23 protein-coding genes are annotated in these 24,339 nt (G+C 73.9%); 8 read left to right on the plus strand and 15 right to left on the minus strand.

Annotated features, from left to right (window positions below; genetic code table 11):
- Positions 1-58: 58 nt before the first annotated feature.
- The 6 genes from GCE86_RS18505 to GCE86_RS18530 form a co-directional block, all read right to left on the minus strand.
- Positions 59-1,237, minus strand: a complete 1,179-nt coding sequence (locus tag GCE86_RS18505) for an ROK family transcriptional regulator (protein WP_154228130.1) — start codon at positions 1,235-1,237, stop codon at positions 59-61.
- Positions 1,238-1,449: 212 nt separating this feature from the next.
- Positions 1,450-2,466 carry a YihY/virulence factor BrkB family protein gene (locus GCE86_RS18510; RefSeq protein ID WP_167537053.1) on the minus strand — a complete coding sequence of 339 codons (1,017 nt, stop codon included), beginning with the start codon at positions 2,464-2,466 and terminating at the stop codon, positions 1,450-1,452.
- A 63-nt stretch (positions 2,467-2,529) separates the two neighbouring features.
- Positions 2,530-3,336, minus strand: coding sequence for an ABC transporter permease (locus GCE86_RS18515; protein WP_154228132.1), 807 nt, complete (start codon positions 3,334-3,336; stop codon positions 2,530-2,532).
- A gap of 12 nt (positions 3,337-3,348) precedes the next feature.
- Positions 3,349-4,143, minus strand: a complete 795-nt coding sequence (locus tag GCE86_RS18520; protein WP_244317013.1) for an ABC transporter permease — start codon at positions 4,141-4,143, stop codon at positions 3,349-3,351.
- Positions 4,144-4,307: 164 nt separating this feature from the next.
- On the minus strand, positions 4,308-4,499 hold the full coding sequence (locus GCE86_RS18525) for a DUF397 domain-containing protein (protein WP_154228134.1): 192 nt from the start codon (positions 4,497-4,499) through the stop codon (positions 4,308-4,310).
- Entirely contained in the window at positions 4,490-5,293 is an 804-nt protein-coding gene (locus GCE86_RS18530) for a helix-turn-helix domain-containing protein (protein ID WP_244317014.1), read from the minus strand. The genes GCE86_RS18525 and GCE86_RS18530 overlap by 10 nt, the downstream gene beginning before the upstream one ends.
- 269 nt (positions 5,294-5,562) lie before the next feature.
- Between GCE86_RS18530 and GCE86_RS18535 the strand changes: the two genes are divergently transcribed.
- The gene (locus GCE86_RS18535; protein ID WP_154228135.1) at positions 5,563-5,808 is read left to right on the plus strand and encodes a flavin reductase; all 246 of its coding nucleotides are present in this window, start codon (positions 5,563-5,565) and stop codon (positions 5,806-5,808) included.
- Between the two features lie 135 nt (positions 5,809-5,943).
- Here GCE86_RS18535 and GCE86_RS18540 read toward each other — a convergent pair whose 3' ends face one another.
- The 3 genes from GCE86_RS18540 to GCE86_RS18550 form a co-directional block, all read right to left on the minus strand.
- On the minus strand, positions 5,944-6,351 hold the full coding sequence (locus tag GCE86_RS18540; RefSeq protein WP_154228136.1) for a carboxymuconolactone decarboxylase family protein: 408 nt from the start codon (positions 6,349-6,351) through the stop codon (positions 5,944-5,946).
- Between the two features lie 95 nt (positions 6,352-6,446).
- Complete coding sequence (locus GCE86_RS18545) at positions 6,447-7,019, minus strand: hypothetical protein (RefSeq protein ID WP_154228137.1); 573 nt, start codon at positions 7,017-7,019, stop codon at positions 6,447-6,449.
- 42 nt (positions 7,020-7,061) lie between these two features.
- Positions 7,062-7,994 carry an ABC transporter ATP-binding protein gene (locus GCE86_RS18550; protein ID WP_154228138.1) on the minus strand — a complete coding sequence of 311 codons (933 nt, stop codon included), beginning with the start codon at positions 7,992-7,994 and terminating at the stop codon, positions 7,062-7,064.
- Positions 7,995-8,283: 289 nt separating this feature from the next.
- Here GCE86_RS18550 and GCE86_RS18555 point away from each other — a divergent pair, with 289 nt between their 5' ends.
- The 6 genes from GCE86_RS18555 to GCE86_RS18580 all read left to right on the plus strand — a co-directional run bounded on the left by GCE86_RS18555 (position 8,284) and on the right by GCE86_RS18580 (position 15,936).
- Positions 8,284-10,431: a TRAP transporter permease gene (locus GCE86_RS18555; protein WP_244317015.1), complete on the plus strand. Its 2,148-nt coding sequence runs from the start codon at positions 8,284-8,286 to the stop codon at positions 10,429-10,431.
- Positions 10,428-11,447 (plus strand): TAXI family TRAP transporter solute-binding subunit, encoded by a 1,020-nt coding sequence (locus GCE86_RS18560; RefSeq protein WP_154228139.1) that lies wholly within the window; start codon positions 10,428-10,430, stop codon positions 11,445-11,447. The genes GCE86_RS18555 and GCE86_RS18560 overlap by 4 nt, the downstream gene beginning before the upstream one ends.
- A gap of 67 nt (positions 11,448-11,514) precedes the next feature.
- Complete coding sequence (locus tag GCE86_RS18565) at positions 11,515-13,968, plus strand: sensor histidine kinase (RefSeq protein ID WP_154228140.1); 2,454 nt, start codon at positions 11,515-11,517, stop codon at positions 13,966-13,968.
- Positions 13,965-14,357 (plus strand): roadblock/LC7 domain-containing protein, encoded by a 393-nt coding sequence (locus tag GCE86_RS18570; protein WP_154228141.1) that lies wholly within the window; start codon positions 13,965-13,967, stop codon positions 14,355-14,357. The genes GCE86_RS18565 and GCE86_RS18570 overlap by 4 nt, the downstream gene beginning before the upstream one ends.
- Positions 14,354-15,322, plus strand: coding sequence for a TAXI family TRAP transporter solute-binding subunit (locus tag GCE86_RS18575; RefSeq protein WP_154228142.1), 969 nt, complete (start codon positions 14,354-14,356; stop codon positions 15,320-15,322). Before GCE86_RS18570 ends, GCE86_RS18575 begins: the two co-directional genes overlap by 4 nt.
- Before the next feature lie 53 nt (positions 15,323-15,375).
- Positions 15,376-15,936, plus strand: a complete 561-nt coding sequence (locus GCE86_RS18580) for a DUF3592 domain-containing protein (RefSeq protein ID WP_154230578.1) — start codon at positions 15,376-15,378, stop codon at positions 15,934-15,936.
- Between the two features lie 15 nt (positions 15,937-15,951).
- Here the strand turns inward: GCE86_RS18580 and GCE86_RS18585 are convergent, their stop codons facing one another.
- The 6 genes from GCE86_RS18585 to GCE86_RS18610 form a co-directional block, all read right to left on the minus strand.
- Positions 15,952-16,488, minus strand: coding sequence for a hypothetical protein (locus GCE86_RS18585; protein ID WP_154228143.1), 537 nt, complete (start codon positions 16,486-16,488; stop codon positions 15,952-15,954).
- Positions 16,489-18,381, minus strand: coding sequence for a DNA primase (dnaG, locus tag GCE86_RS18590; RefSeq protein ID WP_154228144.1), 1,893 nt, complete (start codon positions 18,379-18,381; stop codon positions 16,489-16,491).
- A gap of 69 nt (positions 18,382-18,450) precedes the next feature.
- Positions 18,451-18,702: a helix-turn-helix transcriptional regulator gene (locus tag GCE86_RS18595; RefSeq protein ID WP_091269251.1), complete on the minus strand. Its 252-nt coding sequence runs from the start codon at positions 18,700-18,702 to the stop codon at positions 18,451-18,453.
- Between the two features lie 10 nt (positions 18,703-18,712).
- On the minus strand, positions 18,713-19,564 hold the full coding sequence (locus tag GCE86_RS18600) for an ABC transporter permease (RefSeq protein WP_154228145.1): 852 nt from the start codon (positions 19,562-19,564) through the stop codon (positions 18,713-18,715).
- On the minus strand, positions 19,561-20,535 hold the full coding sequence (locus GCE86_RS18605; protein ID WP_154228146.1) for an ABC transporter ATP-binding protein: 975 nt from the start codon (positions 20,533-20,535) through the stop codon (positions 19,561-19,563). The genes GCE86_RS18600 and GCE86_RS18605 overlap by 4 nt, the downstream gene beginning before the upstream one ends.
- Positions 20,536-20,602: 67 nt before the next feature.
- Complete coding sequence (locus GCE86_RS18610; protein WP_154228147.1) at positions 20,603-22,237, minus strand: BCCT family transporter; 1,635 nt, start codon at positions 22,235-22,237, stop codon at positions 20,603-20,605.
- A gap of 136 nt (positions 22,238-22,373) precedes the next feature.
- Between GCE86_RS18610 and GCE86_RS18615 the strand changes: the two genes are divergently transcribed.
- Complete coding sequence (locus GCE86_RS18615) at positions 22,374-24,335, plus strand: acyltransferase family protein (RefSeq protein WP_244317016.1); 1,962 nt, start codon at positions 22,374-22,376, stop codon at positions 24,333-24,335.
- Positions 24,336-24,339: the final 4 nt, after the last annotated feature.

The raw sequence follows: 24,339 nt of genomic DNA on the forward strand, positions 1-24,339 counted from the left end.
CACAGCGCCTCCGTAGTTCGCGACTGCGGGGCTCGCAAACCCGGCTCACTCCTCGCGCTCACGCTGCTTCGCCGAACGCGAGGTCGCTGGCGAGCACCGCGGCGCCGGCGACGCCGGCGCGGGGACCCAGCTCGGAGAGGACGACCGGCAGGTTGCCGGTGGCCAGGGGCAGCGAGCGGCGGTAGACCACGCTGCGGATCTCGGCGAGCAGGATGTGGCCGAGCTGCGCGAGCCCGCCACCGATCACGATCATCGACGGGTTGGTGAAGCTGACCAGGCCGGCCAGCACGCTGCCGACCCGCCGGCCCCCGTCGCGGATGAGCTGGATGCAGGTGACGTCCCCCTCGACCGCCCCCTGCGCCACGTCCAGCGCGGTGACCGCGCCCTTCTCGGCGAGCCGCTCGACGAGCGCGGGCGACACCTCGGCGCGGGCCGCCGCGGTGGCCGCCCGGGCCAGCGCGGCCCCGCTGAACACCGCCTCCAGGCAACCGAGGTTGCCGCACGAGCACATCGGACCGTTCGGCTCGACCTGGATGTGCCCGATGTCGCCGGCGCACCCGTCGGTGCCCCGGTAGACCTCGCCGTTGAGGTAGATGCCGCAGCCGATGCCGGTGCCGATCTTGATGAACAGGAAGTCGTCCACCGAGTGGGCGACGCCGCCGTGCCGCTCGCCGATCGCCATGATGTTGACGTCGTTGTCGACCACCGCGGGGCAGCCGTGCTCGCGGGTGAGCAGCTCCCGCACGGGGAAGCGGTCCCAGCCCGGCATGATGGGCGGCGAGACCGGCACCCCGTCCCGGAAGCTGACCGGGCCCGGCACGCCGATGCCGATGGCGTCGAGCCGCTCGTACGCGCCGTCCACCCTGGCCTTGTGCAGCAGCTCGTTGACCCGCTGGAGGGTCACCTTCGGGCCGGAGCGGATGTCGGCGGCCTCGGTGTAGGCGGCCACCGGCTCGAGCCGGCCGTTCACCACCTCGACGTCGATCGAGCTGGCGCCCAGGTCGACCGCGGCGAAGCGCAGGTGCGGGCTCAGCTCGACCAGGGTGGACCGGCGGCCGCCCCGGGAGGCGGCCAGCCCGGCCTCGGCCACGTAGCCCAGGTTGACCAGGCGCTCCAGCTCGGCGAGCAGGCGCGGCCGGGGCATCTGGAGGCGGTCGCCGAGCTCCGCCCGGGAGACGGGGCCCTCGTCCCGGAGCGTGCGCAGGAGCTGGACGTGCAGCGGGTCGATCGTCCGCACCGGGACTCACCTCCGCATCGGAGTCGTGCACATCGACGCGCTGGCGATGTGTCGTGTCCGACACAGTAGGAGTCTTCCAGGTCACATGTCCATAGCTTCGGCACATCTGGCGGAAACTTTTGTCCATCTGAGCAAAAGCACAGAGTGGATCATGAAAAGCGGGCCGCCCCCGCCGCGTCCAGCGCGGCGGGGGCGGCTCGGATCGTCGCTGGTCAGCGGCGGCTGGCGGCGTTGCGCTTCTTCTTGAGCTTGCGGTCGTCGCGCAGCTCGACGTACGGCTCCTCGTCGGCCGGGTGCCCGGCCGCGATGGCGCGGCTGCGCTCCAACTCGGCGTCGAACTCCGCGCCCAGCAGGATGGCGATGTTGCTGAGCCAGAGCCAGACCAGGAAGACGATCACACCGGCCAGCGCGCCGTAGGTCTTGTTGTACGAGGCGAAATTGCCCACGTAGAGGGCGAACAGGCCGGAGATGACCAGCCAGATGACCACGGCCAGGATCCCGCCGGGGCTGACCCACCGGAAGCCGCCGTGCCGGGCGTTGGGCGAGGCCCAGTAGAGGATCGCGAACATCAGGCTGACCAGCACCAGCAGCACCGGCCACTTGACGATGTTCCACACCGTGACGGCGGTCGAGCCCAGCCCGATGGCGTTGCCCGCCTGCTCGGCGAGGCCACCGGTGAAGACCACGATCACCGCACTGATCAGCAGCATCACGCCGATCACGGCGGTCACGCCGAGCCGGATCGGCAGCGTCTTCCAGATCGGCCGCCCCTCCGGCACGTCGTAGATGCTGTTCGAGGCGCGCATGAAGGCGGCGACGTAGCCCGAGGCCGACCAGAACGCGGCCAGCACACCGATGATCGCCGCGAGGCTGGCCAGCCCGCCGGACGCGCCGGCCTGGTCGATGGCGCTTTCGATGATCTTCTGGACGCTCTCCTCGGGCACCGCCTGGTCCACGGTGTCCTTGATCCCCTGGGTCGCCCGAGTCCCGAGCAGGCCGAGCACGGAGACCAGCACCAGCATTCCCGGGAAGATCGACAGCACGCCGTAGTAGGTGAGCGCGGCGGCCCAGTCGGTCAGGCTGTCGTCCTGGAACTCCCGGACCGTGCGCTTGAGCGTCGCCACCCAGCCCGTGCGGGACAGGTCGGTGGGGCTGTCCGGCCCCTCGTCCGGGCCCACCGGCCCGGTGCGGTCGCGCCCGTGCCGGGCGGAAGACTCGTCGGCGGCCATCGCCCCTCCCTCGTCGTCTGTGTCGTCCCAGGACATGCCCCGAGGGAAGGGCCGGTTAACCACCTACTTGTACAGCAGCCTGCTCATCCGCCCGGAGGCGAGCGCGAGCATGCCGACGGTCAGCGCCAGCAGGTAGGCCACGTCGAGCAGCCAGGACCAGCCGGACCCGCCCACGCAGATGCCCCGGATCAGGTGCACCGACCGGTAGAGCGGGGTCACCTCGACCAGCCAGCGCAGCACCGCCGGGTAGGCCTCGGCCGGGACGAAGGTGCCGGAGAAGAGGAACAGGGTGAACTGGGCCGACCCCATGAGGTCGAAGTCCTGCCAGCTGCGCATCAGCGTGGAGACGGTCATGCCGAGCGCGCCGAACGCGAAGCCGACCAGCACCGCGGCCGGGAACGCGGCGAGTGCCCGGCCGGCGGTGGTCAGGTCCATCGCCACCATGATCAGCAGGAACGCGGCCGAGTAGAGGCTGCCACGGACCATGGCCCAGCCCAGCTCGCCGAGGGCGATTTCGAACGGCTGCACCGGGGTCGCGATGACCCCGTCGTACAGCTTCATGTACTTCATCTTCCCGAAGAAGTTGAAGGTGGTCTCCGACAGCGCGCCGCTCATCGCCGACGAGGCCAGCATGGCCGGGGCCACGAACGCCGCGTAGGAGACCACCTGGCCGCCGGGCAGGGTCAGGTCGCCGACCAGCGCGCCCACCCCGACGCCGATCGAGAAGAGGTAGAGCACCGGCTCCAGGAATCCGGAGATCAGCACCAGCCAGTAGGCGCTGCGCAGGGCCGTGAAGTTGCGCTCGGCGACCGAGGCCGAGCGGCGGGCGCCCGCGGTGTTGACCAGCCGGGGCAGGACGAGAGCGACCACGACAACCTTCCCCTAGACGACGAGCTGACGCTGGAATACGCGCCGGGCCAGCCACCAGCCGGCGGCTGCCCAGAGCGCGAGGTAGAGCAGGTGGCCGGTGACCGACCACTGCGGAGCAACGCCGAGCGTGGCGGCGCGGCACAGGTCGACCGCGTGCCAGAGCGGAGTCGCGTAGGCGATCGCGCGAAGCCCGCCCGGCAGCGACTCGACCGGGAAGAACACCCCGGCGAAGAGGGTCATCGGGATGATCGCGAAGCGGAACAGCAGCGCCAGGTAGCTGTCGCCCGGCACCGCGGCGGCGAACGCGAAGGTCGGCGCGGCGGCCGCGAGACCCAGCAGCAGGCTCACCAGCGGGACGGTCACCGCCCAGGGCGAGCGCAGCGCCCCGAACAGCGCCGTCACCAGCAGGAACGCCAGCGTGCTGGTGACCACCCGGAACAGTACGAAGGCGAGGTGCCCCGCCAGGATGTCGCCGACCCGCAGCGGCGCCGCGACCTGCGCGTGGTAGGTGCGGATCCAGCGGAAGTTGCTGAGCACCGGCCAGGTCGACTCGGCGACGGCGACCTGGAAGGCCGTTGAGGCGATGAGGCCCGGCACCAGCCAGTCGAGGTAGGGCACCCCGCCCACGCCCTGGTCGACGTAGGCGCCGACCCCGACCCCGAAGCCCAGCACGGTGAGCACCGGCAGCAGGAAGGACGAGAAGACGCCGGCCCGCCAGGTGCGCCGGTAGCCGACCAGGTGGTGCGAGAGCACCGCCAGGGCCGGCACCCGGGGCAGCGCCCGGCCGGACCGTTCCACCACGGTCACGTGGACCACCCCCGTTCTCCGCCCACGTCGGCCTTCCTACCCCTCGGGTACGACAGGCCGCCGGTCACCCTACGACGGGCGGCGGACGGTGTCGCCGTGGTTTCTGCGAGGTCGGGCAGCTACGGGCGGGCGGCGACCCGCGTGGTTTCCGCGAGGTCGGGCAGCTACGGCCGCCCGGCGACCCGCGTGAGGAACGCGCGCCACGCGGCCGGGCCGAAGGTCAGCACGGGACCGGCAGGGTCCTTGGAGTCGCGCACGGCGACCACGCCGGGCACGTTCCCGGCCACCTCCACGCAGGCGCCGCCACTGCCGTTGCTGCGGGTGCTCTTGCGCCACCGGGCGCCGGTCAGATCCATGTCTCCGCCACTTCCGAGATCAGGTCCAGGGACTGCTGGTGCGACAGTGCCTCACCCCGGATCGCTTCCCACACCTCGACCATCTGCTGCACGAACTCGGCGCGGTCCACCACCTGGCCATGGCGCTGACCCTCCAGGTAGACCACGTCCTCCTGGCCGGTCGAGGTGGCGATCACGCAGGGACCGTCGAGCCCAGCGTAGGCCCCGGCGGAGAGCGGCACGACCTGGATTCGGACCCGCGTCAACGTGCGGCCGAGCTTGACCAGGTGCGCCAGTTGCTCGCGCATCACCTCCGGACCGCCCACCCGGCGGCGCAGCACGTACTCGTCGACGACGGCGGTGAACAATGGTGGCCGGTCGCGGGTGAGGACGCTCTGCCGGTCGAGCCGCGCCGTCACCTGCTGTTCGATCTCGTTGGGCGCGAACAGGCCGGCCCCGGCCAGCACGGCACGCGCGTAGCCCTCCGTCTGCAACAGGCCCGGCACGTAGAGCGGCTCGAACCAGCGAAGCGCGGTCGCCTCCTGCTCGATGCCGGCCCAGTCGCGGAACCACGGCACCACCGTCTCCCGGCTGATCCGCCGCTGGATCCGCTCGAACCGCCCGTCCGTGCCGAACACCGTGTCGCACCGGCGAGCGAAGTCGAGGCCCGGCCGGCGCTCGCAGGTCTCCACCTTGGCCACGAGGGCGCCCGAGTAGCTCAGGGCCTCGGCCAGCGCGCTCTGCGACAGCCCACTGGTGGCGCGGGCGAGGCGCAACTCCTCGGCGAAGTGGTCCAGCATGGACGAACGGTCCACGGACAGCCTCCGTACATCCTCGTACCGCTCCGGGCCGGCCGCCGTACGCCCTGGTCGTCGGCGCGCGGGATCTCCCACCGTAGTCGTCTGATCACCAGACTGTCACGCAGCGGAACCGCTCACGGGCACCGGACGGCGGGCGGAACCAGGCCGGGGGTGCCCGCGCACGACGAGGTGCGCGGGCACCCCCATCCCACGACGGAGGCCCAGCTCATGCGACTCAGGTTCGGCCGCCCGAAGCCGCACCGCGGCGAGGAGGACGTGCGCTGATGCCCCGCTACCGCCCGCACGTCGCGGCACGCCCCTCCTGGCGCTGCCGTGCCTGCGGGGCCCCGTGGCCGTGCTCGCCGGCCCGGCTCGCGCTGCTCGGCGAGTATCGCGAGGACCGGATCGCCCTCCTGGTCCATCTCGGCACGCTCCTCTGCGAGGCGACGGCCGACCTCGCCGACGCGCACGGGCGGAACACGCCGCAGCGCCTGGCCGACCGCTTCGTCACCTGGGCCCGCGCGCGGTGACACCCGTCGACGGTCGGCCGCCGCGCGACACCTCGGCCCGCCAGCGTGTTGATCAAGAAGTTTGCGTCGAAATTCTCGTGAAGGGCGACGCAAACCTCTTGATCGACGGCGGCGGCGGCGGACGGCGGCGCCGGGTCAGCGGGCGGGAGTGGGGCGGACCGGGAGGAGGTTGCGCTCCGCGAAGACCTTCTTGGCGACGAGGGTGGCGTTGACCGCGCGCGGCACCCCGCAGTAGACGACCGCCTGCAGCAGCGCCTCGACTATCTCGGACGGCGTCAGTCCGGCGTTGAGCGCGCCGTTGACGTGCACCTCGAGCTGGGATCCGGTGTCACCAAGGGCGGTGAGGACGCCGAGGCACATCAGCTCCCGGTCGCGGCGCGCCAGCTCGGGCCGGACGTAGAGATCGCCGTAGGACCAGGCGACCGACCGGTAGCTGAGCTCGGGTGAGACGTCGGCGAGGGCTTCCAGCAGCTTCTGCCCGGCGCCGCTGTCGGCCTCCCGCAGCGCCTCCAGACCTCGCTCGTACTGTTCGTCTCCGCTCATGGTCCTGCCCTACCTCTGCCCAGTCGTCCGGTCGGCTGGCCGCGGTTACCCGTGGTCGGGCCGGACAAACGGCACAGCTTCCGCCGGCCGGGTGGTCAGGCGAGGCGGCGCTCGGCTTCAGCTCCGACGGCCTGGTGGTCGCGGCCGCGCGTGCGGAACAGGGCGAGCACCGCGTAGGCCAGGAGCAGGGTGCCCGCTCCGGTGCCGACGACCAGCCCGGCCGACACCCCCGAGACGAGATCGACGACCAGGCCGGCGAGGGCGGCCAGCGTGACGGCCACGCCGAGCGGCACCAGCAGCCGATCGCGCAGCACCGGCGCCAGCGGCACGAAGTGGATGCCGACCACGGCGCAGACCAGCACGGGGATGTAGCCGGTGAGCCCGGCGGCGGCCAGGATCAGGACGCCGACCAGGCCGACGACGACCTCGGCGGCGACGACGAGCCCGTAGCGCCGGTCGGCGGAACGGTCGCGCTCGCCCGCGGCCGGCCGCCCGGCCCGGGCCACGAACACGGCGCCGACGGCCGCCGTGAGCAGCGCGACGACGCTGCCCACCACCAGCAGCGACCGCAACGGCGGGTCGGCCTTCGGGACGCTGAACCAGACGGCCGCGAACACGCCGAGGTAGAGCGCCGTGAGCCCGGCCTGACGCCGCGGCAGAACCGTCATTGTCGAACGCCCCCGTCAACCATCCACCCTGGATTCGCCACCTTAGTCGATCAAGGTGCGCCCGGTGAGGTGGAGGAAGACGTCCTCCAGGCTGCTGCGCCGGACCAGCACGCTGGCCGGGACGAGGCCGCGTGCCGTGACCTCGGCGACCGCGGCGTCGCCGTCGGGCACGTAGAGCAGGATGCGGTCGGGCAGCACCTCGGCCCGCTCCCCCAGGCCGCCGAGCTTGCCGGCGAACGGCTCCTGCGACTCGGCGGCGAAGCGCAGCTCGACCACCTCGCGGGTGGAGTGCTGCTCGATCAGCGCCCGGGGCGAGCCCTCGGCGACGATCCGGCCGCCGTCCATCACCACGAGCCGGTCGCAGAGCTGCTCGGCCTCGTCCATGTAGTGGGTGGTGAGCACGAGCGTGACGCCCTGCTGCTTGAGCCGGAACAGCCGCTCCCAGACGAGGTGCCGGGCCTGCGGGTCGAGCCCCGTGGTGGGCTCGTCGAGCAGCACGATCTCGGGGTTGTTGACCAGCGCGCGGGCGATGGTCAGCCGCCGCTTCATGCCGCCGGAGAGCGGCTCGACCTTGCTCTCGGCCCGCTCGGTGAGCTGGACGAAGTCGAGCAGCTCGGCGGCCCGCTCGCGAGCCACCCGGCGCGGGATGCCGAAGTAGCGCGCGTAGGTGGTCAGGTTCTCCCGGACGGTCAGCTCGGGGTCGAGGCTGTCGAGCTGCGGGCAGACGCCCAGCCGGGCCCGGATCGCCGGGCCGTCGTGGACCGGGTCGAGGCCGAGGATGCGCAGCTCCCCGCCCGAGGGCGGCGAGATGCAGCCGATCATGCGCATGGTGGAGGACTTGCCGGCGCCGTTGGGGCCGAGGAAGCCGAAGGCCTCGCCGGGGCGCACCTCGACGTCGATGCCGTCGACGGCGGTGAAGTCGCCGAACCGCTTCACCAGCCCCCGCGCCTGGATGAGTGGTTGCCTGCTGGTCACCGGCCGACCCTAGCCGCCGGGTCCGACAGGCTCGACCGGTTAACGGTGGGCGCGGGCCGACCGGCGCGGGGGTGGGACGCCATTTGCGACTTTCCCGCGACAATTGTGAAGGCCGCTCGGAATCGGCGTGCGGTGAGTGATTCGACCTTCATTCCGGTCACTCAAAGCAATCATGCCCGGCAATGTTCCCATGATGTAGACGATTCGCGTATCGTCCCCGATCGTGCCGCCCGTTCGCCCCTCCGACGCCACTCCCCCGCCGTCCCGTCCGCCCACGGCGGAATCTCCGGTGTCCGAAAAGGACACCGCTGCGGTGCCGCTCCCGCGCGACGAGGGCGCGGTCACCGACCCGGTGTGGGCCGACGACGGGCCCGCGGAGACCCGCCACGACACCCGGGAACTGGCGGCCCGGTTCGAGGACGAGAAACCGGGCCGCGTGCTCTCCGGACCGGTCGCGCTGCTGTTCACCGGCATCACTCTGGCCGTCGCCCTGCTCGCTCTCTGGCAGGTGTTCTTTCCGCTTCCGCAGGGCAGCAAGTACTACCTCATCATTTTCCTCGCCGGCGTACTGCCGATGGTGTTCCTGGCGTACCCCTCGGGTTTGCGGCTGCGTCGCCGGGCGGCCGGCGACGAGCCGGCGGAGCGGCGCGGTCCCCGCCCGGCCGACTGGCTGCTCGCCGCCGTGGCGCTGCTGGCCTGCCTCTATCCCGTGCTGCCGGTGACGCTCGGTGCGGGCGGTGGCGGCTACGACGCGTTCCTCGACCGGCAGGGCCTGCTGGTGCCGATGGACGTGGTGTTCGGCACCGTGCTGCTGCTCCTGCTGCTGGAGGCGTGCCGGCGCACCACCGGCTGGATCCTCCCGGCCGTCTGCCTGCTGTTCCTCGCCTACGGCTACTACGGCGGGCTGCTGCCGCAGGCCTGGCCGGTGGCCCACGCCGGCCTCGACTTCGCGCAGCTGGTCGACGCGTTCTACAACTCCGACAGCGGGTTCTACGGCACGCCGCTGGACGTGGCGGCCTCCTACATCGTGCTGTTCACCATCTACGGCGCGGTGCTGGACCTCTCCGGCGCCGGCCGGTTCTTCGTCGAGCTCTCCGCCGCCGCGTTCCGCCGCTCCCGCACCGCCGCCGGGCGTACGGCGGTCGCCTCCGGCTTCCTGCTCGGCACGGTCAGCGGCTCCGGCGCCGCCACGACCGTCAGCATCGGGGCGGTGACCTGGCCCATCCTGCGCCGTGCCGGCTACCCGGCCGAGCGGGCCGGCGGCATGCTGGCCGCCGCCGGCGTCGGCGCGATCCTGTCCCCGCCCACGCTGGGCGCCGCGGCCTTCATCATCGCCGAGTACCTGGGCGTGTCCTACCTGCAGGTGCTCGGCTGGGCCACCGTGCCGACGATCCTCTACTACCTGGGCATCCTGCTCTCCGTCGAGATCGACGCCCGGCGCTCCGGGGTCCGCCCGGTGGTCATCGACACCGGCTCGGCCGGGCGGCTGCTGCTCCGCTTCGGCTACCACTTCCTCTCGCTGATCGTGATCATCGTGGTGCTCGCCATGGGGGCCTCGGCGACCCGGGCCGTGGTGATCGCCACCGTGCTGGCCGCCGCGCTGTCCTTCCTGGACCGCCGGCACCGGCTCACCCCGGGCCGCCTCGTCGCGGCGCTCAGCGGTGGCGTACGCGGGGTGCTCGCGGTGAGCGCGGTCTGCGCGGCAGCCGGCATCATCACGGCCACCACCACGAAGACCGGCCTCGGCCCGCAGGCCGCCGCGCTGCTGGTCGGCGGGGCGCAGGCGGTCAGCTCGGAGCCCGCCGTGGTGCTGGCCCTCACCGCGCTGCTCGCCGCGGTCGCGCTCACCCTGCTCGGGCTGGCCGTGCCGGTCACCGCGTCCTTCGTGATCGGCTGGGTGATCATCGGCCCGGCGTTGCTGCACCTCGGCGTCGCCGCTCCCGCCGCGGCCATGTTCGTCTTCTACTTCGCGGTGCTGTCCGAGGTCTCCCCGCCGACCGCGCTCGCCGCCGTGGCCGCCGCCGCGGTCACCGGCGGCCGGCTGGTGCCGACCATGTGGCAGACCCTGCGGTACGCGCTGCCCGCGTACCTCATCCCGATCGCCTTCGTGATCACGCCGACCGGCCTCGGCCTGCTCGGCATCGGCGGGGCCGGCCGCATCGCGGTGGCCGGCGTCGTCTCGGCGCTCGGTGTCACCGTGCTGGCGGTGGCGGCGGGCGGCTGGCTGCCCGGCGTCGGTCCGGCCGGCACGCCGGAGCGGATCCTCGGCGCGGTCGCCGGGCTGGTGCTGCTCTGGCTGGAACCCCTGCCCGTCGCGGTCGGCGCGGTGCTCGCCGCGCTGGCCGTCGCGGGCGTGCTCGTCCGACGTGGCTCCGCCGGTCGCGCCGGCGGCCCGTCGGTCCCTGAACTGGTGGACCACCGGGAGGAGAGAGAGTGAGACGGATCGACGTGCGGATCGCCGCGGGCTTCGGGGCGCTGGCCCTGGTCGCGGCCGGCGCCGCCGGATGCGGGGGCCGTCAGGACGGCGCGGCCAAGGACGACGCCGCCCGCGAGATCACCTGCAAGGTCACCAAGGACACCCGGGTCGGCATCGCCACCGGCAACGCCACCGGGGTCTACTACCCGGTCGGCAACGCGCTGGCCGGCCAGCTGGCCGCGGCGAGCGGGGGCAAGCTCACCGGCACCGCGGCCGAGACCGGCGCCTCGGTGCAGAACGTCGAGCAGCTCGTGGCCGGCCAGTACGACGTGGCGTTCTCCCTCTTCGACACGGCCGTCAACGCCGTGCAGGGCAAGGGCAGCTTCAGCTCCCCGCAACCGGTCAAGGCGCTGGCCCGGATCTACGACAACTACACCCAGGTCGTCGTCCGGGCCGACTCGGGGATCACCTCGGTGGCCGGCATGAAGGGCAAGAAGATCTCCACCGGGTCACCCAAGTCCGGCACCGAGGTCATCGCCAACCGGCTGCTCACCGCCGCCGGGCTGGACCCGGCCAAGGACGTCCAGGCGCAACGGCTCGACCTGACCAAGACCGTCGACGGGATGAAGGACGGCAGCATCGACGGCTTCTTCTGGTCCGGCGGCGTGCCCACCGGCGGGTTGACCGACCTGTTCACCACGGCCGGCGACAAGGTGCGGTTCCTCGACATCAGCCCGCTGCTGCCGAAGATGGCCGAGCTGAACCCGGCGTACCAGGCCGGCACCATCGGCAAGGACGTCTACCGGACCCCCGCCGACGTGCCCACCATCGTGGTGCCGAACGTGCTGCTGGTCCGCGACAACCTCGACGCCGACGTGGCCTGCGTGATCACGAAGACGGTCTTCGAGAAGAAGGACACCCTGGCCCAGGCCAACCCGGCCGCCAAGGGCATCGACCTCACCAACGCCCGCAAGACCGACCCGGTGGGGCTGCACCGCGGGGCGGACCGGGCGCTCACGGAGCTCGGCGCGCGCTGATCCGACGAGCCGGGCCCGGACACGCCGTCCGGGCCCGGCACCCCCGACAACGACCCGGGAGACCCCCGTGCCGCTGCCCCACCCCGCCCGCGTACGCCGCCATCACCGGCCCGCGGACCGCACCGGGCGCCTCCGGTCGGTCCGGGTCCAACTGCTCGCGCCGATCCTCGTGGCCACGGCCGGCCTCGTGGTGCTCGGCGCCGCACAGACCGGCGGCGCGCTGGACGCCTCCGCCGACGCCGACCGGGCCCGCGTGCTCGCCGGCACCGCCACCGCCACCGTGCGGCTGGTGCACGAGCTGGAACGCGAACTGGGCGAGACGGCGGCGCTGCGCCAGCGCGGTGGCACCGCCGGCCGGCCGCTGGTCGACGCGCAGCGGCGCCGGGTCGACGCCGCGGTCAACCGGTACCGCTCGGCCAGCACGGACGCCCGGCGGGCCGCCCCGGACCTGACCCCGGTGCTCGACGACGCGGACGGGCGGCTCGGCCAGCTCGCCCCGACCCGGGACCTGGCGCTGGGCGGGGACCGGGGCGATCCCGCGTACGCGACGCTCGTCGAGTCGCTGCTCGCCGTGGCCGACGCGCTGCCCGCCCAGCTCCGCGACGCCGACCTGGCGAACGAGGCCCGCGAGGTGGCCGCGGTCGCCGCCCAGGAGCACCTCTCGGCGCTGGAACGCGACCTGCTGCGCGGGGTGTTCGTGCGGGGCGCGCTGGTCCGGGGCGAACTGGCCCGGCTCGGCCGGCTCCGGGGCGCCCGCGAGCAGCGCCAGGCCGAGTTCCTCCGGATCGCCGCCGGGCCGGCCAACGCCGCGTGGTACCGCCTCGTGGACGGCGCCGACGTGGAGACCGCCCGGCGGATGCGCGACGGCGTGCTCGACAGCGACGGCGCGCCGGAGTCGCTGAAGACCGACGGCGACGCCTGGTACGTGGCGCAGAGCGGCACCATCCGCCGCTACAACCTGCTCGGCCGGGAACTGTCCGACGGGCTGGACCGCGACGCCGCCGCGCTGGCCCGTACCGCCCGGCAGCGGGCCCTGCTCACGGCCGGGGCGACCAGCACCGTGGCGCTCGGCTCGCTGGTCACCGCCGTGCTGCTGGCCGTCCGGACCAGCCGGCGGTTGCGCCGGCTGCGGGTCGCCGCGCTCACCATGGCGAACCGGGAACTGCCGGAGCGGATCACCGCGATCGCCGCGGGCGAGGGCGCGCCCGCCCCCGGCACGGCCACCCGGCTCACCGACGGGATCCGCCGGGGCCGCGACGAGGTGGCCCAGGTGGCCGAGGCGTTCGACACCGTCAACACGGCCGCGCTGCGGCTCGCCGGCGAGCAGGCCGAGCTGCGGCTGGACGTGACCCGGATGGCCGAGGCCCTCGCCCGGCGGATCCGCACGCTCATCACCCGCCAGCTGCGCCTGCTCGACGAGTTCGAACGGGAGGAGACCGACCCGGACGCGCTGGGACGGCTGTTCGCCCTCGACCACCTCGCCGCCCGGCTGCGCCGCAACGGGGAGAACCTGCTGGTGCTGGCCGGCGGCGAGCCCGGCCGGGGGCACGAGGGCGCGCTGCTCCTGGACGACGTGGTCCGGGCGGCGGCCTCCGAGATCGAGGACTATCCGCGGGTCGAGATCGACGTGCCGACCGCCGCCGTGCACGGCGCGGCGGCCGGCAACCTGGTGCACCTGCTGGCCGAGCTGCTGGAGAACGCCACCGTCTACTCCCCACCGGACGCCCGGGTGCTGGTCGACGGGCGGCGCACGGTGGACGGGCTCACCCTGCGGGTGCACGACCAGGGCATCGGCATCAGCGAGACCCGGCTGACCACCATCAACGAGCGGCTCGCCGCGCCGGCCACGCTGTCCAGCGCCGCGGCCGGCAGCATGGGCCTGCACGTGGTGGCCCACCTGGCCGCCCGGCACGGCATCCGGGTGCAGCTGCACCACACCGCCAGCGGCACGGTCGCCCAGGTGGAGGTGCCCGAGTCGGCGCTCACCCGGGTCGAGTCGGTGACCCGGCGGCCGGCCGCCGTAGCCCGTCCGACCGTCCGCGCGGCCTGGTTCCGGCCCCGCGCCGCCGGCCCGGCGCCGTCGCGGCCGGCCGACCTGGTCACCGCGGCGCCCGAGCCGGCCACACTGGAGTTCCGGCCGCCGGCCGCCAGCCAGGAGCCCGCCCCGGCCACGCCGGGATTTCCGCCGCCCGCCGGCCAGGAGCCCGCCCCGGCCGCCGGCGCACCGGTCGCCGTCCGGGGCGTCGCCGCGGTACGCCCGCCCGGCGCCGCCCTGCTGGCGCCGAGCGCCGCCCGGATCCGGCCGGCCGGCTCACCGCCGACCACCGGCGCGGGCCTGCCGCGCCGGACCCGGGGCGGTCAGCTTCCCGCGCCGCCGCCCACCACCACCCCGCCGCCCCGGCCCGCGGACGACCTGCTCGACCCCGAGGTGGTACGCGCCCGCCTGTCCGCCCTCGCCGAGGGGGTGGCCAGCGCGATGCGCCGTGCCCCGAACACCACACCCACCGGGAGAAACCCATGACCACACCCGTGACCGCCGGGCTCGACTGGCTGCTGGCGAACTTCGCCGAGCAGGTGCCGGACGTGTCCCACGCCCTCGCGGTGTCCGAGGACGGCCTGCGGCTGGCCGCCTCCCCCGACCTCGCGCCCGACCAGGTGGACCAGCTCGCCGCGGTGATCAGCGGGCTGGCCAGCCTGACCGTGGGCGCGGCCCGGCTGATGTCCGCGGGCCGGGTACGCCAGCAGATCGTCGACATGGACGGCGGGGTGATGCTGGTGATGGCCGTCGGCGAACGTGCGCTGCTCGGCGTGCTCGCCGCGCCGGGCTGCGACCTGGGCCAGATCGGCTACGAGACGGCGACGCTCGTCCAGCGGGTGGCGGAGGCGCTGGAACCGGCGGCCCGGCGGTGACCGGCCGCCCGCTGCGGCTGGTCGCCGCGCTCCTGCTCGCCGCGCTGGCGGCGGGCTGTGGCGGTGCCGACACGGAGGCCCGGGCCTGGCACGACGGCCGGATCTTCCTGGCCACCGGCAACACCACCGGCGTCTACTACCAGCTCGGCGGCGGCTACGCCGACCTGATCAGCCGGCACCTGCCCGGGTACGAGGCGCGGGCCGAGCCGACCGGCGCGTCGGTGGAGAACATCACCCGGCTGGCCGGGGGCGACATGGAGATCGCCTTCAGCCTGGCCGACACGGCCGCGGACGCGGTCAGCGGCCGGGGTGCGTTCGACGGCCAGGCGCAGCCGGTACGCGCGCTGGCAAGGGTCTACAGCAACTACACCCACGTGATCGTCCGCGCCGACGGGAAGATCGGCAGCTTCGCCGACCTGCGCGGCAAGCGGATCTCCACGGGCTCACCGAAGTCCGGCACCGACATCATCGCCGGGCGGCTGCTCACGGCCGGCGGGATCGACCCGGGCCGGGACATCCAGCGGCTCAACCTGTCGCTGCCGGAGACCGTGCAGCGGATGCGGGCCGGCAGCCTGGACGCCATGTTCTTCTCCGGCGGCCTGCCCACCCCGGGCATCAAGGACCTGCTCTCCGGCGCGCCCGGGGTGTTCCGGCTGCTCCCGCTCACCGAGCTGATCGAGCCGCTGGCCGCCCGCTACGGCTCGGTCTACACGACGGCCACCCTGCCCAAGGAGATCTACGGGACCCCGGCGGCCACCCCGACCATCACGGTCGCGAACGTGATCCTGGTGGCGGCGGACATGCCGGACCAGCTCGCGTACGACCTGACCCGGGTGCTCTTCACCTGGCAGGACGAGCTGATCAGGGTGCATCCGGAGGCGGCGAACTTCACCCGGGACAGCGCCGCCGCCACCGACCCGATCCCGCTGCACCCGGGTGCGGCCCGCTGGTATCGCAGCGGCTGACGGTGGCGCCTCCGCCCGGGGTTGCGTCTTCCCGCCATGCTGTTCGCGTGATCATGACGCGCCACTCGTCGGCCCTGGCGACTCTCGGCTGCGTGTTGCTGGTGCTGGCCGGCGGCGCGCTGCTGTGGCTGCCGTTCCACACCCAGTACGCGCTCGACCGCTGGGGAACCGAACTGCGGGAGACCGGAGTGCCGGCGCGGGCGGTCGTCTACGACCAGGTGACGAAGCGCGGCGGCAACCGGACCAGCTCGTCGACCACCATGTATTTCCGGTACGGGCTGGCCGGCCGGACGTACGAGCAGGAGGTCGGCTGCGTCGAGGTGTGCCGGTCCGTCGGCGAGGAGGTGCCGATCTGGGTGAACCCGGCCGACCCGGACGACTTCGTCACCGACTTCGACCAGCTCAGCGGGCACCGGGGCCGCATACAGGGCGGGCTGGGCGTCGCCGGGTTCGCGATCCTGGTCGTGGCGGTCCCGCTGCTGCTGTCCCGCGTCCCGTTCCAGCGCTGGTTCCCTCCGCGCAAGCCGCGGCCCCGTCCCCGTCCCGGTGCGCCCGGCCCGGGCGGTGCCGGGTTCCGGATCCGCACCAAGCACAAGCGGGGCGACCGACGCTGAGCTGCTCGACCAGGCTCAGAGGTTGGCGGGGGCCGTGGCGGCCCGGGCCGCGGCGACGAGCCGGTCGGTCTCGGCGGCCACCGCATCGTCGTCGGTGGGCGTGCCCGGGTCGTAGCGCACCGTCCAGGTCAGCCCGTCCACACCCGGCACCCGCCGGGCGGCGATCCGCCCCGCGCCGCCGGGCACCGGGTGGTGCGCGGTGTACGCGACCGAGCGGGTGACCCGGGCCCGCACCTGGTGCGGCAGGTCGCCCGGGTCGAGCAGCAGGTAGGTCTCGGCCGGGCAGTCGGCGACCACGACGTAGCCGTCCCGCTCGGCGACCCGATCGGCGGGGGTGACGGTCAGCTCGCGACCGGACCAGACCGCCTTGAGGATGTCGTGCCAGCCGATCCGCTCGCCCCGGCCGGGCAGCCAGAGCCCGAGGTTGCTGGCCACCACGACGCCGTCGCCCTCGCCGTTGCCGACGGCGGCCCAGGCGAGCACCCGCTCGTCGGCGCCCAGCGGGGGCCGGTCGGCGGGCGGCAGCTTCGGCTTGCGGCTGAACAGTCCCATCTAGAGCCCTCCGGCGGCCTGCTCGCGCAGCGCCCGCGCGTGCTGTTCCAGCGAGAGCAACTCCCCGAACAGGGCGAAGTATTCGTCCTTGTTGCTCACCGGGTTGATCCGCTGGATCTTCGACTTCAGGTCCTTGATCCGGCCGGTCACCGAGCCCCACTGCAGGCGGGCCATGGTGATCGAGACGTAGCGCGGGTCCGGCTCGCCGTCGATGCGCAGCGGCTCCACCGCCAGCTCGCCGACGAGCGCCTGGCCCGCCAGGTCGTCGCAGGCGTCGCGGACCTGCTCGATCCACACCGCGCCGCCCGCCGCGGTCGCCACCCCGCCGGCCGCGGCGATGGCCGCTCGGAGCGCGGCGTGCACCGGGTGCCGGTAGGCGGCCGCCTCGACCGCGTCGAACATCGGGCCGGCCAGCACCGGCTCCTGGAGGGCGAGCTTCAGCGCCTCCCGCTCGACCATCGACAGCGGACTGTCCACGGTGGGCGCGGCCGGGGCGGGGCGGGCCGGGGCGGCCGCCGCGCCGGCGGCCTGCCCGTTGGCGGCGGCCAGCACGGCGCGCTGCACCGGCTCGATCTCCATGCCGAGGTCGCCGGCGAGCTTGCGGACGTACTCGGGGCGCTTCTCCCGGTCCTTGATCTTCGCGACCAGCGGGGCGGCCCGGCGCATGGCCTCCACCCGGCCGTCGACGGTGTCCAGGTCGAACCGGTTGATCATGTGGCGGAGCGCGAAGTCGACCAGCGGCTCGCGCCGGGCGACCAGGTCGCGGACCGCCAGGTCGCCCTTGGCCAGGCGCAGCTCGCACGGGTCCATGTTGTCGGGGCTGACCGCGATGAAGGTGCGCCCGACGAAGCGCTGGTCGTCCTCGAAGGCGCGCAGGGCCGCCTTCTGGCCGGCGGCGTCGCCGTCGAAGGTGAAGATGATCTCGCCAGCCCGTTCGTCGCTGTCGAAGAGCACCCGGCGCAGCACGGAGATGTGGTCGGCGCCGAACGCGGTGCCGCAGGTCGCCACCGCCGTCGGCACGTCGGCCAGGTGGCAGGCCATCACGTCGGTGTAGCCCTCGACCACCACCACCTTGCCCTGCTTGGCGATCTCGCGCTTGGCCTGGTCGATGCCGTAGAGGACGTGCGACTTCTTGTAGATCGGGGTCTCGGGGGTGTTCAGGTACTTCGGGCCGTCGTCGTCGTCGAAGAGCTTGCGGGCGCCGAAGCCGATCACGTCGCCGGTGATCTCGCGGATCGGCCACATCAGGCGGCGGCGGAACCGGTCGATGAGGCTGCCCGAGCGGGACGGGCGGGACAGCCCCGCGGTGACCAGCTCGTCGTGGGTGAAGCCCTGCTGGCGCAGGTGCTTGGTGAGCAGGTCCCAGGCGTCGGGGGCGAAGCCGCAGCCGTAGCGCTCGGCGGCGGCCCGGTCGAAGCCCCGCTGGGCGAGGAACTCCCGGGCCCGCCGGGCGCCGGCCGTGGTGAGCTGGGCGCGGTAGAACTCGACGGCCGCCGCGTGCGCGGCCACCAGGCGCTGGCGCTGCCCCTGCTGCGGGCGGGGACGCGGGGCCGAGCGGTCGTCCTCGACGTAGCGCAGCTGGATGCCGGCGCGGGCGGCGAGCCGCTCGACGGACTCGACGAAGCTCAGGTGCTCGGCGTCCATGAGGAACTTGATCGCGTCGCCGCCGGCCCCACAGCCGAAGCAGTACCAGACGTTGCGGGCGGGCGAGACGTTGAACGAGGGGCTCTTCTCGTCATGGAACGGGCAGAGACCCTTGAGGTTGCCCCCGCCGGCCGACTTGAGCGTCACCGTGTCGGAGATGACCTCCGCGATCGAGGTGCGCTCGCGGACCAGCGCGATGTCCTCGTCCCGGATCCGCCCCGCCATCTCCGCCACCTCCTCGGCGTACATCCTGCCCTGCCGGACCGACGATCCGGCGGTCGGGGGGACGGGCGTGTGGCGGACACCGCCCGCCCCCGGTCACGCCGTGCGGCCGGCTCCGGTGGCGGCGTCGCCGATCCGCGGGAACGGCTCGATGGAGAAGACCACCTCGACGGGCACCTGGAAGTAGGCGGCGATCCGCAGCGCCAGGTGCAGGCTGGGCCGGAACTCGCCCCGCTCCAGGTAGCCGACCGTCTGGTAGTGCACGCCCAGCGCGTCGGCGAGCTGCCGCCGGGAGATCCCCCGCTCGGCGCGCAGCACGGCGATCCGGTTGTGCACGACCTCGCTCATCGGCGCCCTCTCATCCGACCCGCTGCATGGCTCGCTCGCGGCGGGCCGCCACCCGCGAGCCGGACTCGCGCCGGGCCATCCGCCGCAGCACCACGGGGGCCAGCACCAGCCCGAGCACCGCCCACGCCCCGAGCACCCCGAAGGTCTCCAGGTGGCGCCAGGAGCCGCCGAGCTCGACGGCGGCCATGTCGTCGGGCAGCAGCGCCGAGCGCATGCCCAACCCTAGCCAGTAGATCGGGAAGACCTGCGCAATGCCCTGGAGCCACCCCGGGTAGCCGTTGATCGGATAGAAGATGCCGGACAGGGCGATCAGGCCCATGTTCGGCAGCATGATCAGCCCGAAGTTGCGCGGGTTCTCGATCAGCGCGCCGAGGACCGCGCCGATGGGCAGGGTCGCGACCAGGCCGAGCACCGCCACCCAGAGCAGGGTGAACCAGGCCGAGGCGCTGGTCACCCGGAGCCCGTCGAGGTAGAACAGCGCGGGGACGAGCTGGAGGAGCATGCTCAGCAGCGCCACCGTCGACATCAGGGTGACCTTGCCGATCAGGTAGCCGAGCATCCCGTTCGGGGTGGCCTTGGCCCGCAGCAGCGTGCCCTCCTCACGCTCCATGACGAGCTGCGAGGCGAGGACCAGCATGCCGCCGAACGCCAGGCCCATGCCGAGCGCGCTGGGCAGCGTGCGGGCGCCGAGTGAGAAGGACGTGCCGGGCACGGTCGCGCCGCGCATGAAGAACATCGTGACCAGCAGTGCCACCGTCGGGAAGGCGTAGTTCCACAGGTCCTGGCCGTTGCTGAAGGTGTTGCGCAGCTCGATCCCGCCGCGCCGGAAACCGGCCCGGACGGCCGCCATGGTCGGGTTCATCGGTCACTCCCCTGCTGCCACACCCGGTCGGCCCGGCCGCTCCGGACACCGGATTCCTCCTCGTAGACCAGCGCCATGTACGCGTCCTCCAGGCTGGCCCGGCGGACCTCCAGCTCCTGCACCCGGTCCCCGTGCTCGCGGAGCAGGTCGCGCAGGAAGCCGGTGGCGTCGGCGGTGGCGTGCACGAACCGCTCGCCGTCCCGGGTCCAGCGGATCTCCGCGTCGCCCGCGACCCGGCGGGACAGCTCGTCCGGCGAGCCGTCGGCGATGATCCGGCCGCCGGCCAGGATGACGATCCGGTCGGCCAGCTTCTCGGCCTCGTCCAGGTCGTGCGTGGTGAGCAGGATGGTCGTCTCGTCCAGGTCGGCGAGGCGGTGCACCAGCTCGTGGAACTCCCGGCGGGCGGCCGGGTCGAAGCCGACCGTCGGCTCGTCGAGGAACAGCAGCTCCGGGCGGCCCACGATGCCGACCGCCACGTCGAGCCGGCGGCGCTGGCCGCCGGACAGCCGGGCCACCCGCTGGTTCGCCTGCGCCGTGAGGCCGACCGTGTCCAGCAGGTCGTCGACCGGCCACGGCCGCGCGATCCGGCCGGTGGCGTACGGCGCGTAGAAGTCGCCGAGGTGGGCCAGCAGGTCCCGGACCCGCCACTTGCCGTGGTCGCGCCAGGACTGGAGCACCACGCCCAGCCGGGCGCGCCAGCGCTCGTCGCCCCGGCCGGGGTCGACGCCGAGCACCCGGACCGACCCGGCCGACCGCAGCCGGAAGCCCTCCAGGATCTCGATGGTGGTGGTCTTGCCGGCGCCGTTGGGGCCGAGCAGGGCGAGCACCTCGCCGCGCCGGGCGGCGAGGTCGACTCCGTGCAGCACGTCGACGGTGCCGTACCGCATGCGCAGGTCGCGGACGTCGAGGACCAGATCCTCGTCGGGCGGGTGGGGAGCCGTGGCGACTCCCGGCAGTTCGACCGCAGTCATGCCGCAGAATGTAGCACCTCTACTACAACTTGAGGTATACCCGCTTTCTGTCGGGGACCGGACCGGGTCAGCGTCCGGGCCGGTGGAACCAACGGGTCACCGGCGGCGGGTTCTCCTCCTGGTACGACCGGGCGGCGCGCACCGCGGCGGCCAGGCCGGACCGGCGCGGGCCGGGCCGTGGCCGCACCGCCGGGTCGACGGCCATCTCCCGCACGAGAGCGACGGCCAGGCCCAGCATGACCACCACGAACGGCAGCGCCACCAGGATGGTGGCCTGCTGCAACGCGGCCAGGCCACCGGCCAGCAGCAGCGCCGCGGCGACCGCCCCGATGAGTACGCCCCAGAGCACCACCACCCCCCGGTGCGGCCGCAGCGCGCCCCGGGAACTGAGCGAACCGAGCACCAGGGCGGCCGAGTCGGCGCCGGTGACGAAGAAGAGCGCCACCAGCACCGCCGCCAGCGCCGTGGTGACCGTCGCCAGGGGCAGCGCGTGCAGGAGCCCGAAGAGCGCGTTCTCGGCGCTCGCCCCGACGTCGGCCACCAGGTCCCGGGTGCCGGTGCGCTGCACCCGCAGCGCGGTGCCGCCCATGATCGCGAACCAGACGATGCTGGCCCCGCTGGGCACCAGCAGCACCCCGGTGACGAACTCGCGGACCGTACGGCCGCGCGAGATCCGGGCGATGAAGATGCCCACGAACGGCGCCCAGGAGATCCACCAGGCCCAGTAGAAGATGGTCCACGAGCCCAGCCAGGCCGGGTCGCTGAAGGCCCCCGTGCGCGTGGACATGACCACCAGGTGGCTGAGGTAGTCGCCGACCGAGGCGGGCAGCACCTCCAGCGTGTAGATGGTCGGGCCGGCCACGAAGACGAAGACCATCAGTGCCACCGCCAGCACCACGTTGCTGGTCGACAGCCACTTGATCCCCTTGTGCAGCCCGGTGAACGCGGAGACCACGAACGCGGCCGTGAGCGCGGCGATCACCACCAGCTCGATCCCGGTGCTGTCCGGCACGCCGGTGGCGCTGTCCAGGCCCGCCGCCACCTGGAGCGCGCCCAGCCCGAGGCTGGTCGCCGAGCCGAACACGGTGGCGAAGACCGCCAGCAGGTCGATGGCCTGCCCGGCCGGCCCGTACGCCCGGGCGCCGAGCAGCGGCGCGAACGCCGCCGAGATCCGGCTGCCGCGCCCCTTGCGGAAGGTCGAGTACGCCAGGGCCAGCGCCGCGACGGCGTAGATGCCCCACGGGTGCAGCGTCCAGTGGAACAGGGTGTACTGCATGGCCGCCGCGGCGGCCGCCCCGGTCTGCGGCTGCACCCCGGCGGCGGGTGGCGGCGCGGCGTAGTGCTGGATCGGCTCGGCGACGGCGTAGAAGACCAGGCCGATGCCCATGCCGGTGCTGAACATCATGGACACCCAGGCCAGCGTGCTGAACTCCGGCTCGTCGTCGTCGGCGCCGAGCCGGATCCGGCCGAACCGGGACGCGGCGAGCACCACGGACAGCACCAGGAAGGCGTCGGCGGCCACCACGAAGAACCAGCCGAAGGTGCTGATCACCCAGGCCAGCCCGGACTTGCCGAACGCCGCCAGGGACCCGCCGCCCAGGATTCCCCAGGCCACCACCGCCAGCACGCCGGCCACGCCCAGACCGAGCACCACCCGGTCGGCACGCTCCACCGGCCGGTCCTCGCGCACCTGCTCCGCCATGGACCCATCCTCAGCGGGTGGGTCACCGCGCCGGGGCCGAACGACGCAGGATCACCGCGGTCCGGACGCCGGCGGGCCGGCTCCTCGGCCTCGACCTGCCGCGTGTAAGGCCGCCGCCAACGGGGACAACGGGCCGGTGTCGGGTACGAGCGGGGCGAGGATCGCGTACCAACCGGCGCTGGACGGTGTCCGCGCGCTCGCGGTGGCGGCCGTCCTCGCCTTCCACGGCGGGGTCGCGGCCCTCCCGGGCGGCTTCCTCGGGGTGGACGCGTTCTTCGTGCTGTCCGGGTTCCTGATCACCTCGCTGCTGCTCGCCGAGCACCGCGAAACCGGCCGCATCGACCTGGTCGCGTTCTGGGGCCGGCGGCTGCGCCGCCTGCTTCCCGCCCTGCTGCTGGTGCTGGTCGTCGTGCTGCTGGTCTCCCGCAGGCTGATGCCCGGCACCGAACTCGGCGCGCTGCGCTGGGACGAGCTGGCCGCGCTCGGGTACGTCGCGAACTGGCGGATGGCCAACCGGGACGGCGACTACTTCACGGCCACCGGGAGCCCGTCGCCGCTGCAACACACCTGGTCGCTCGGCATCGAGGAGCAGTTCTACCTGCTCTGGCCGCTGCTGCTGATCGCGCTGCTGGCCTGGGCGGCCAGGCGGGGCACGGCCACGCCCGGCCGCCGGCTCGGCGCCGCGCTTCCGGTCGTCCTGCTGGGCGCGGCCGGCTCCGCGCTCGCCGCCGCGGCCCGGTTCACGCCGGACGCGCTGGACCGCGTCTACTACGGCACCGACACCCGGGCCGTCGCCCTGCTGGTCGGCGCCGCGCTCGCCCTGCTGCTGGCGCGCCGGAGCACGGCGGCGACGACCCGGCCGGCCCGCCACCGGGTCCTCGGGGCACTGGCGGTGGCCGGGGCCGCCGTGACCGCCTGGTGCTGGGCCACCGCCGACGGCGGTGACGCGTGGCTCTACCGGGGCGGCCTCACCGTGGCCGCCCTCGCGGTGGCGGCCGTCATCGGCCACGCGGTGGTGAGCCCGGCCTCCCCGACCGCGCGGCTGCTCGCCCTGGCGCCGCTGGTCTGGCTCGGGCGGATCTCCTACGGCGTCTACCTCTGGCACTGGCCCCTGTTCCAGTGGCTGACCGCCGGGCGGACCGGGCTGACCGGGATCGCCCTGATCGCCGCCCGGTGCGCGGTCACGCTGGCCGTCGCCACCGGGTCGTACCTGCTGGTGGAGCGTCCGATCCGGCAGGCCCGGCGGCTGCCCCGGCCGGCGCCCGCGCTGGCCGGCACGGCGGTGGCCGGCGTGGCCGCGGTCGCGGTGCTCGGCACCGTGCCGCCCGCCCCGCCGCCGAACCCGGCCATCGCCCTCGACGCGCCGTCCCCGACGGCCGGCGCGCCCACCGCGGTGCCTCCCGTCCAGCGCCCCGGGCGGCGGCCCGGCCCGCCCCGGATCACCTTCCTCGGCGACTCCGTCTCCTGGTCGCTCGGCACCTACCTGCCGGAACAGGAGAAGCTCACGGTCAGCGTGCGGGCCGTGCAGGGCTGCGGCATCGCCCGGCTCCCCGAGGTGCGGTACGTCGGCGACCCGCACCCGAACTACCCGGGCTGCGAGCACTGGGACGACCGCTGGCGGAAGGGCGTACGCGCCGACGACCCGGACGTGGCGGTCATCCTGCTCGACCGCTGGGAGCTGATGGACCGCCGGCTCGACGGTCGCTGGCAGCACGTCGGCGAGCCGGCGTACGACCGGTACCTCGCCGGGGAGCTGGACCGGGCGGTCGACATCGCGTCGACCCGGGGCACCCACGTGACCCTGCTGACCGCGCCGTACACCCGACGGGCGGAACGACCGGACGGCGGCCTCTGGCCGGAGGACGACCCGGCCCGCGTCGACGCGTGGAACCGGCTGGTGCGCGCGGCGGCGGACCGGCACCACGCCACCGTGCTCGACCTCAACCGGCGGGCCTGCCCGGAGGGCCGGTTCACCTGGGAGGCCGGCGGGGTGCGGGTACGCAGCGACGGGCTGCACTTCACGCCGGAGGGCGTGCAACGGTGGATCGCCCCGTGGCTGCTCCCCCAGCTCTACCGGCTGGCCGTGCGGGGGGCGTGACCGG

The sequence above is a fragment of the Micromonospora terminaliae genome (assembly GCF_009671205.1).
GTDB classification, from domain to species: Bacteria; Actinomycetota; Actinomycetes; order Mycobacteriales; family Micromonosporaceae; genus Micromonospora; species Micromonospora terminaliae.

Bases quoted from the DNA above. Each gene is read 5' to 3' on its own strand.
- GCE86_RS18585 (WP_154228143.1), bottom strand. From the start codon at position 16,488: ATGGGACTGTTCAGCCGCAAGCCGAAGCTGCCGCCCGCCGACCGGCCC.
- GCE86_RS18510 (WP_167537053.1), bottom strand. From the start codon at position 2,466: ATGGCCGCCGACGAGTCTTCCGCCCGGCACGGGCGCGACCGCACCGGG.
- GCE86_RS18525 (WP_154228134.1), bottom strand. From the start codon at position 4,499: ATGGATCTGACCGGCGCCCGGTGGCGCAAGAGCACCCGCAGCAACGGC.
- GCE86_RS18600 (WP_154228145.1), bottom strand. From the start codon at position 19,564: ATGAACCCGACCATGGCGGCCGTCCGGGCCGGTTTCCGGCGCGGCGGG.
- GCE86_RS18605 (WP_154228146.1), bottom strand. From the start codon at position 20,535: ATGACTGCGGTCGAACTGCCGGGAGTCGCCACGGCTCCCCACCCGCCC.
- GCE86_RS18540 (WP_154228136.1), bottom strand. From the start codon at position 6,351: ATGAGCGGAGACGAACAGTACGAGCGAGGTCTGGAGGCGCTGCGGGAG.
- GCE86_RS18580 (WP_154230578.1), top strand. From the start codon at position 15,376: ATGACGCGCCACTCGTCGGCCCTGGCGACTCTCGGCTGCGTGTTGCTG.
- GCE86_RS18595 (WP_091269251.1), bottom strand. From the start codon at position 18,702: ATGAGCGAGGTCGTGCACAACCGGATCGCCGTGCTGCGCGCCGAGCGG.
- GCE86_RS18610 (WP_154228147.1), bottom strand. From the start codon at position 22,237: ATGGCGGAGCAGGTGCGCGAGGACCGGCCGGTGGAGCGTGCCGACCGG.
- GCE86_RS18570 (WP_154228141.1), top strand. From the start codon at position 13,965: ATGACCACACCCGTGACCGCCGGGCTCGACTGGCTGCTGGCGAACTTC.
- dnaG (WP_154228144.1), bottom strand. From the start codon at position 18,381: ATGTACGCCGAGGAGGTGGCGGAGATGGCGGGGCGGATCCGGGACGAG.
- GCE86_RS18545 (WP_154228137.1), bottom strand. From the start codon at position 7,019: ATGACGGTTCTGCCGCGGCGTCAGGCCGGGCTCACGGCGCTCTACCTC.
- GCE86_RS18535 (WP_154228135.1), top strand. From the start codon at position 5,563: ATGCCCCGCTACCGCCCGCACGTCGCGGCACGCCCCTCCTGGCGCTGC.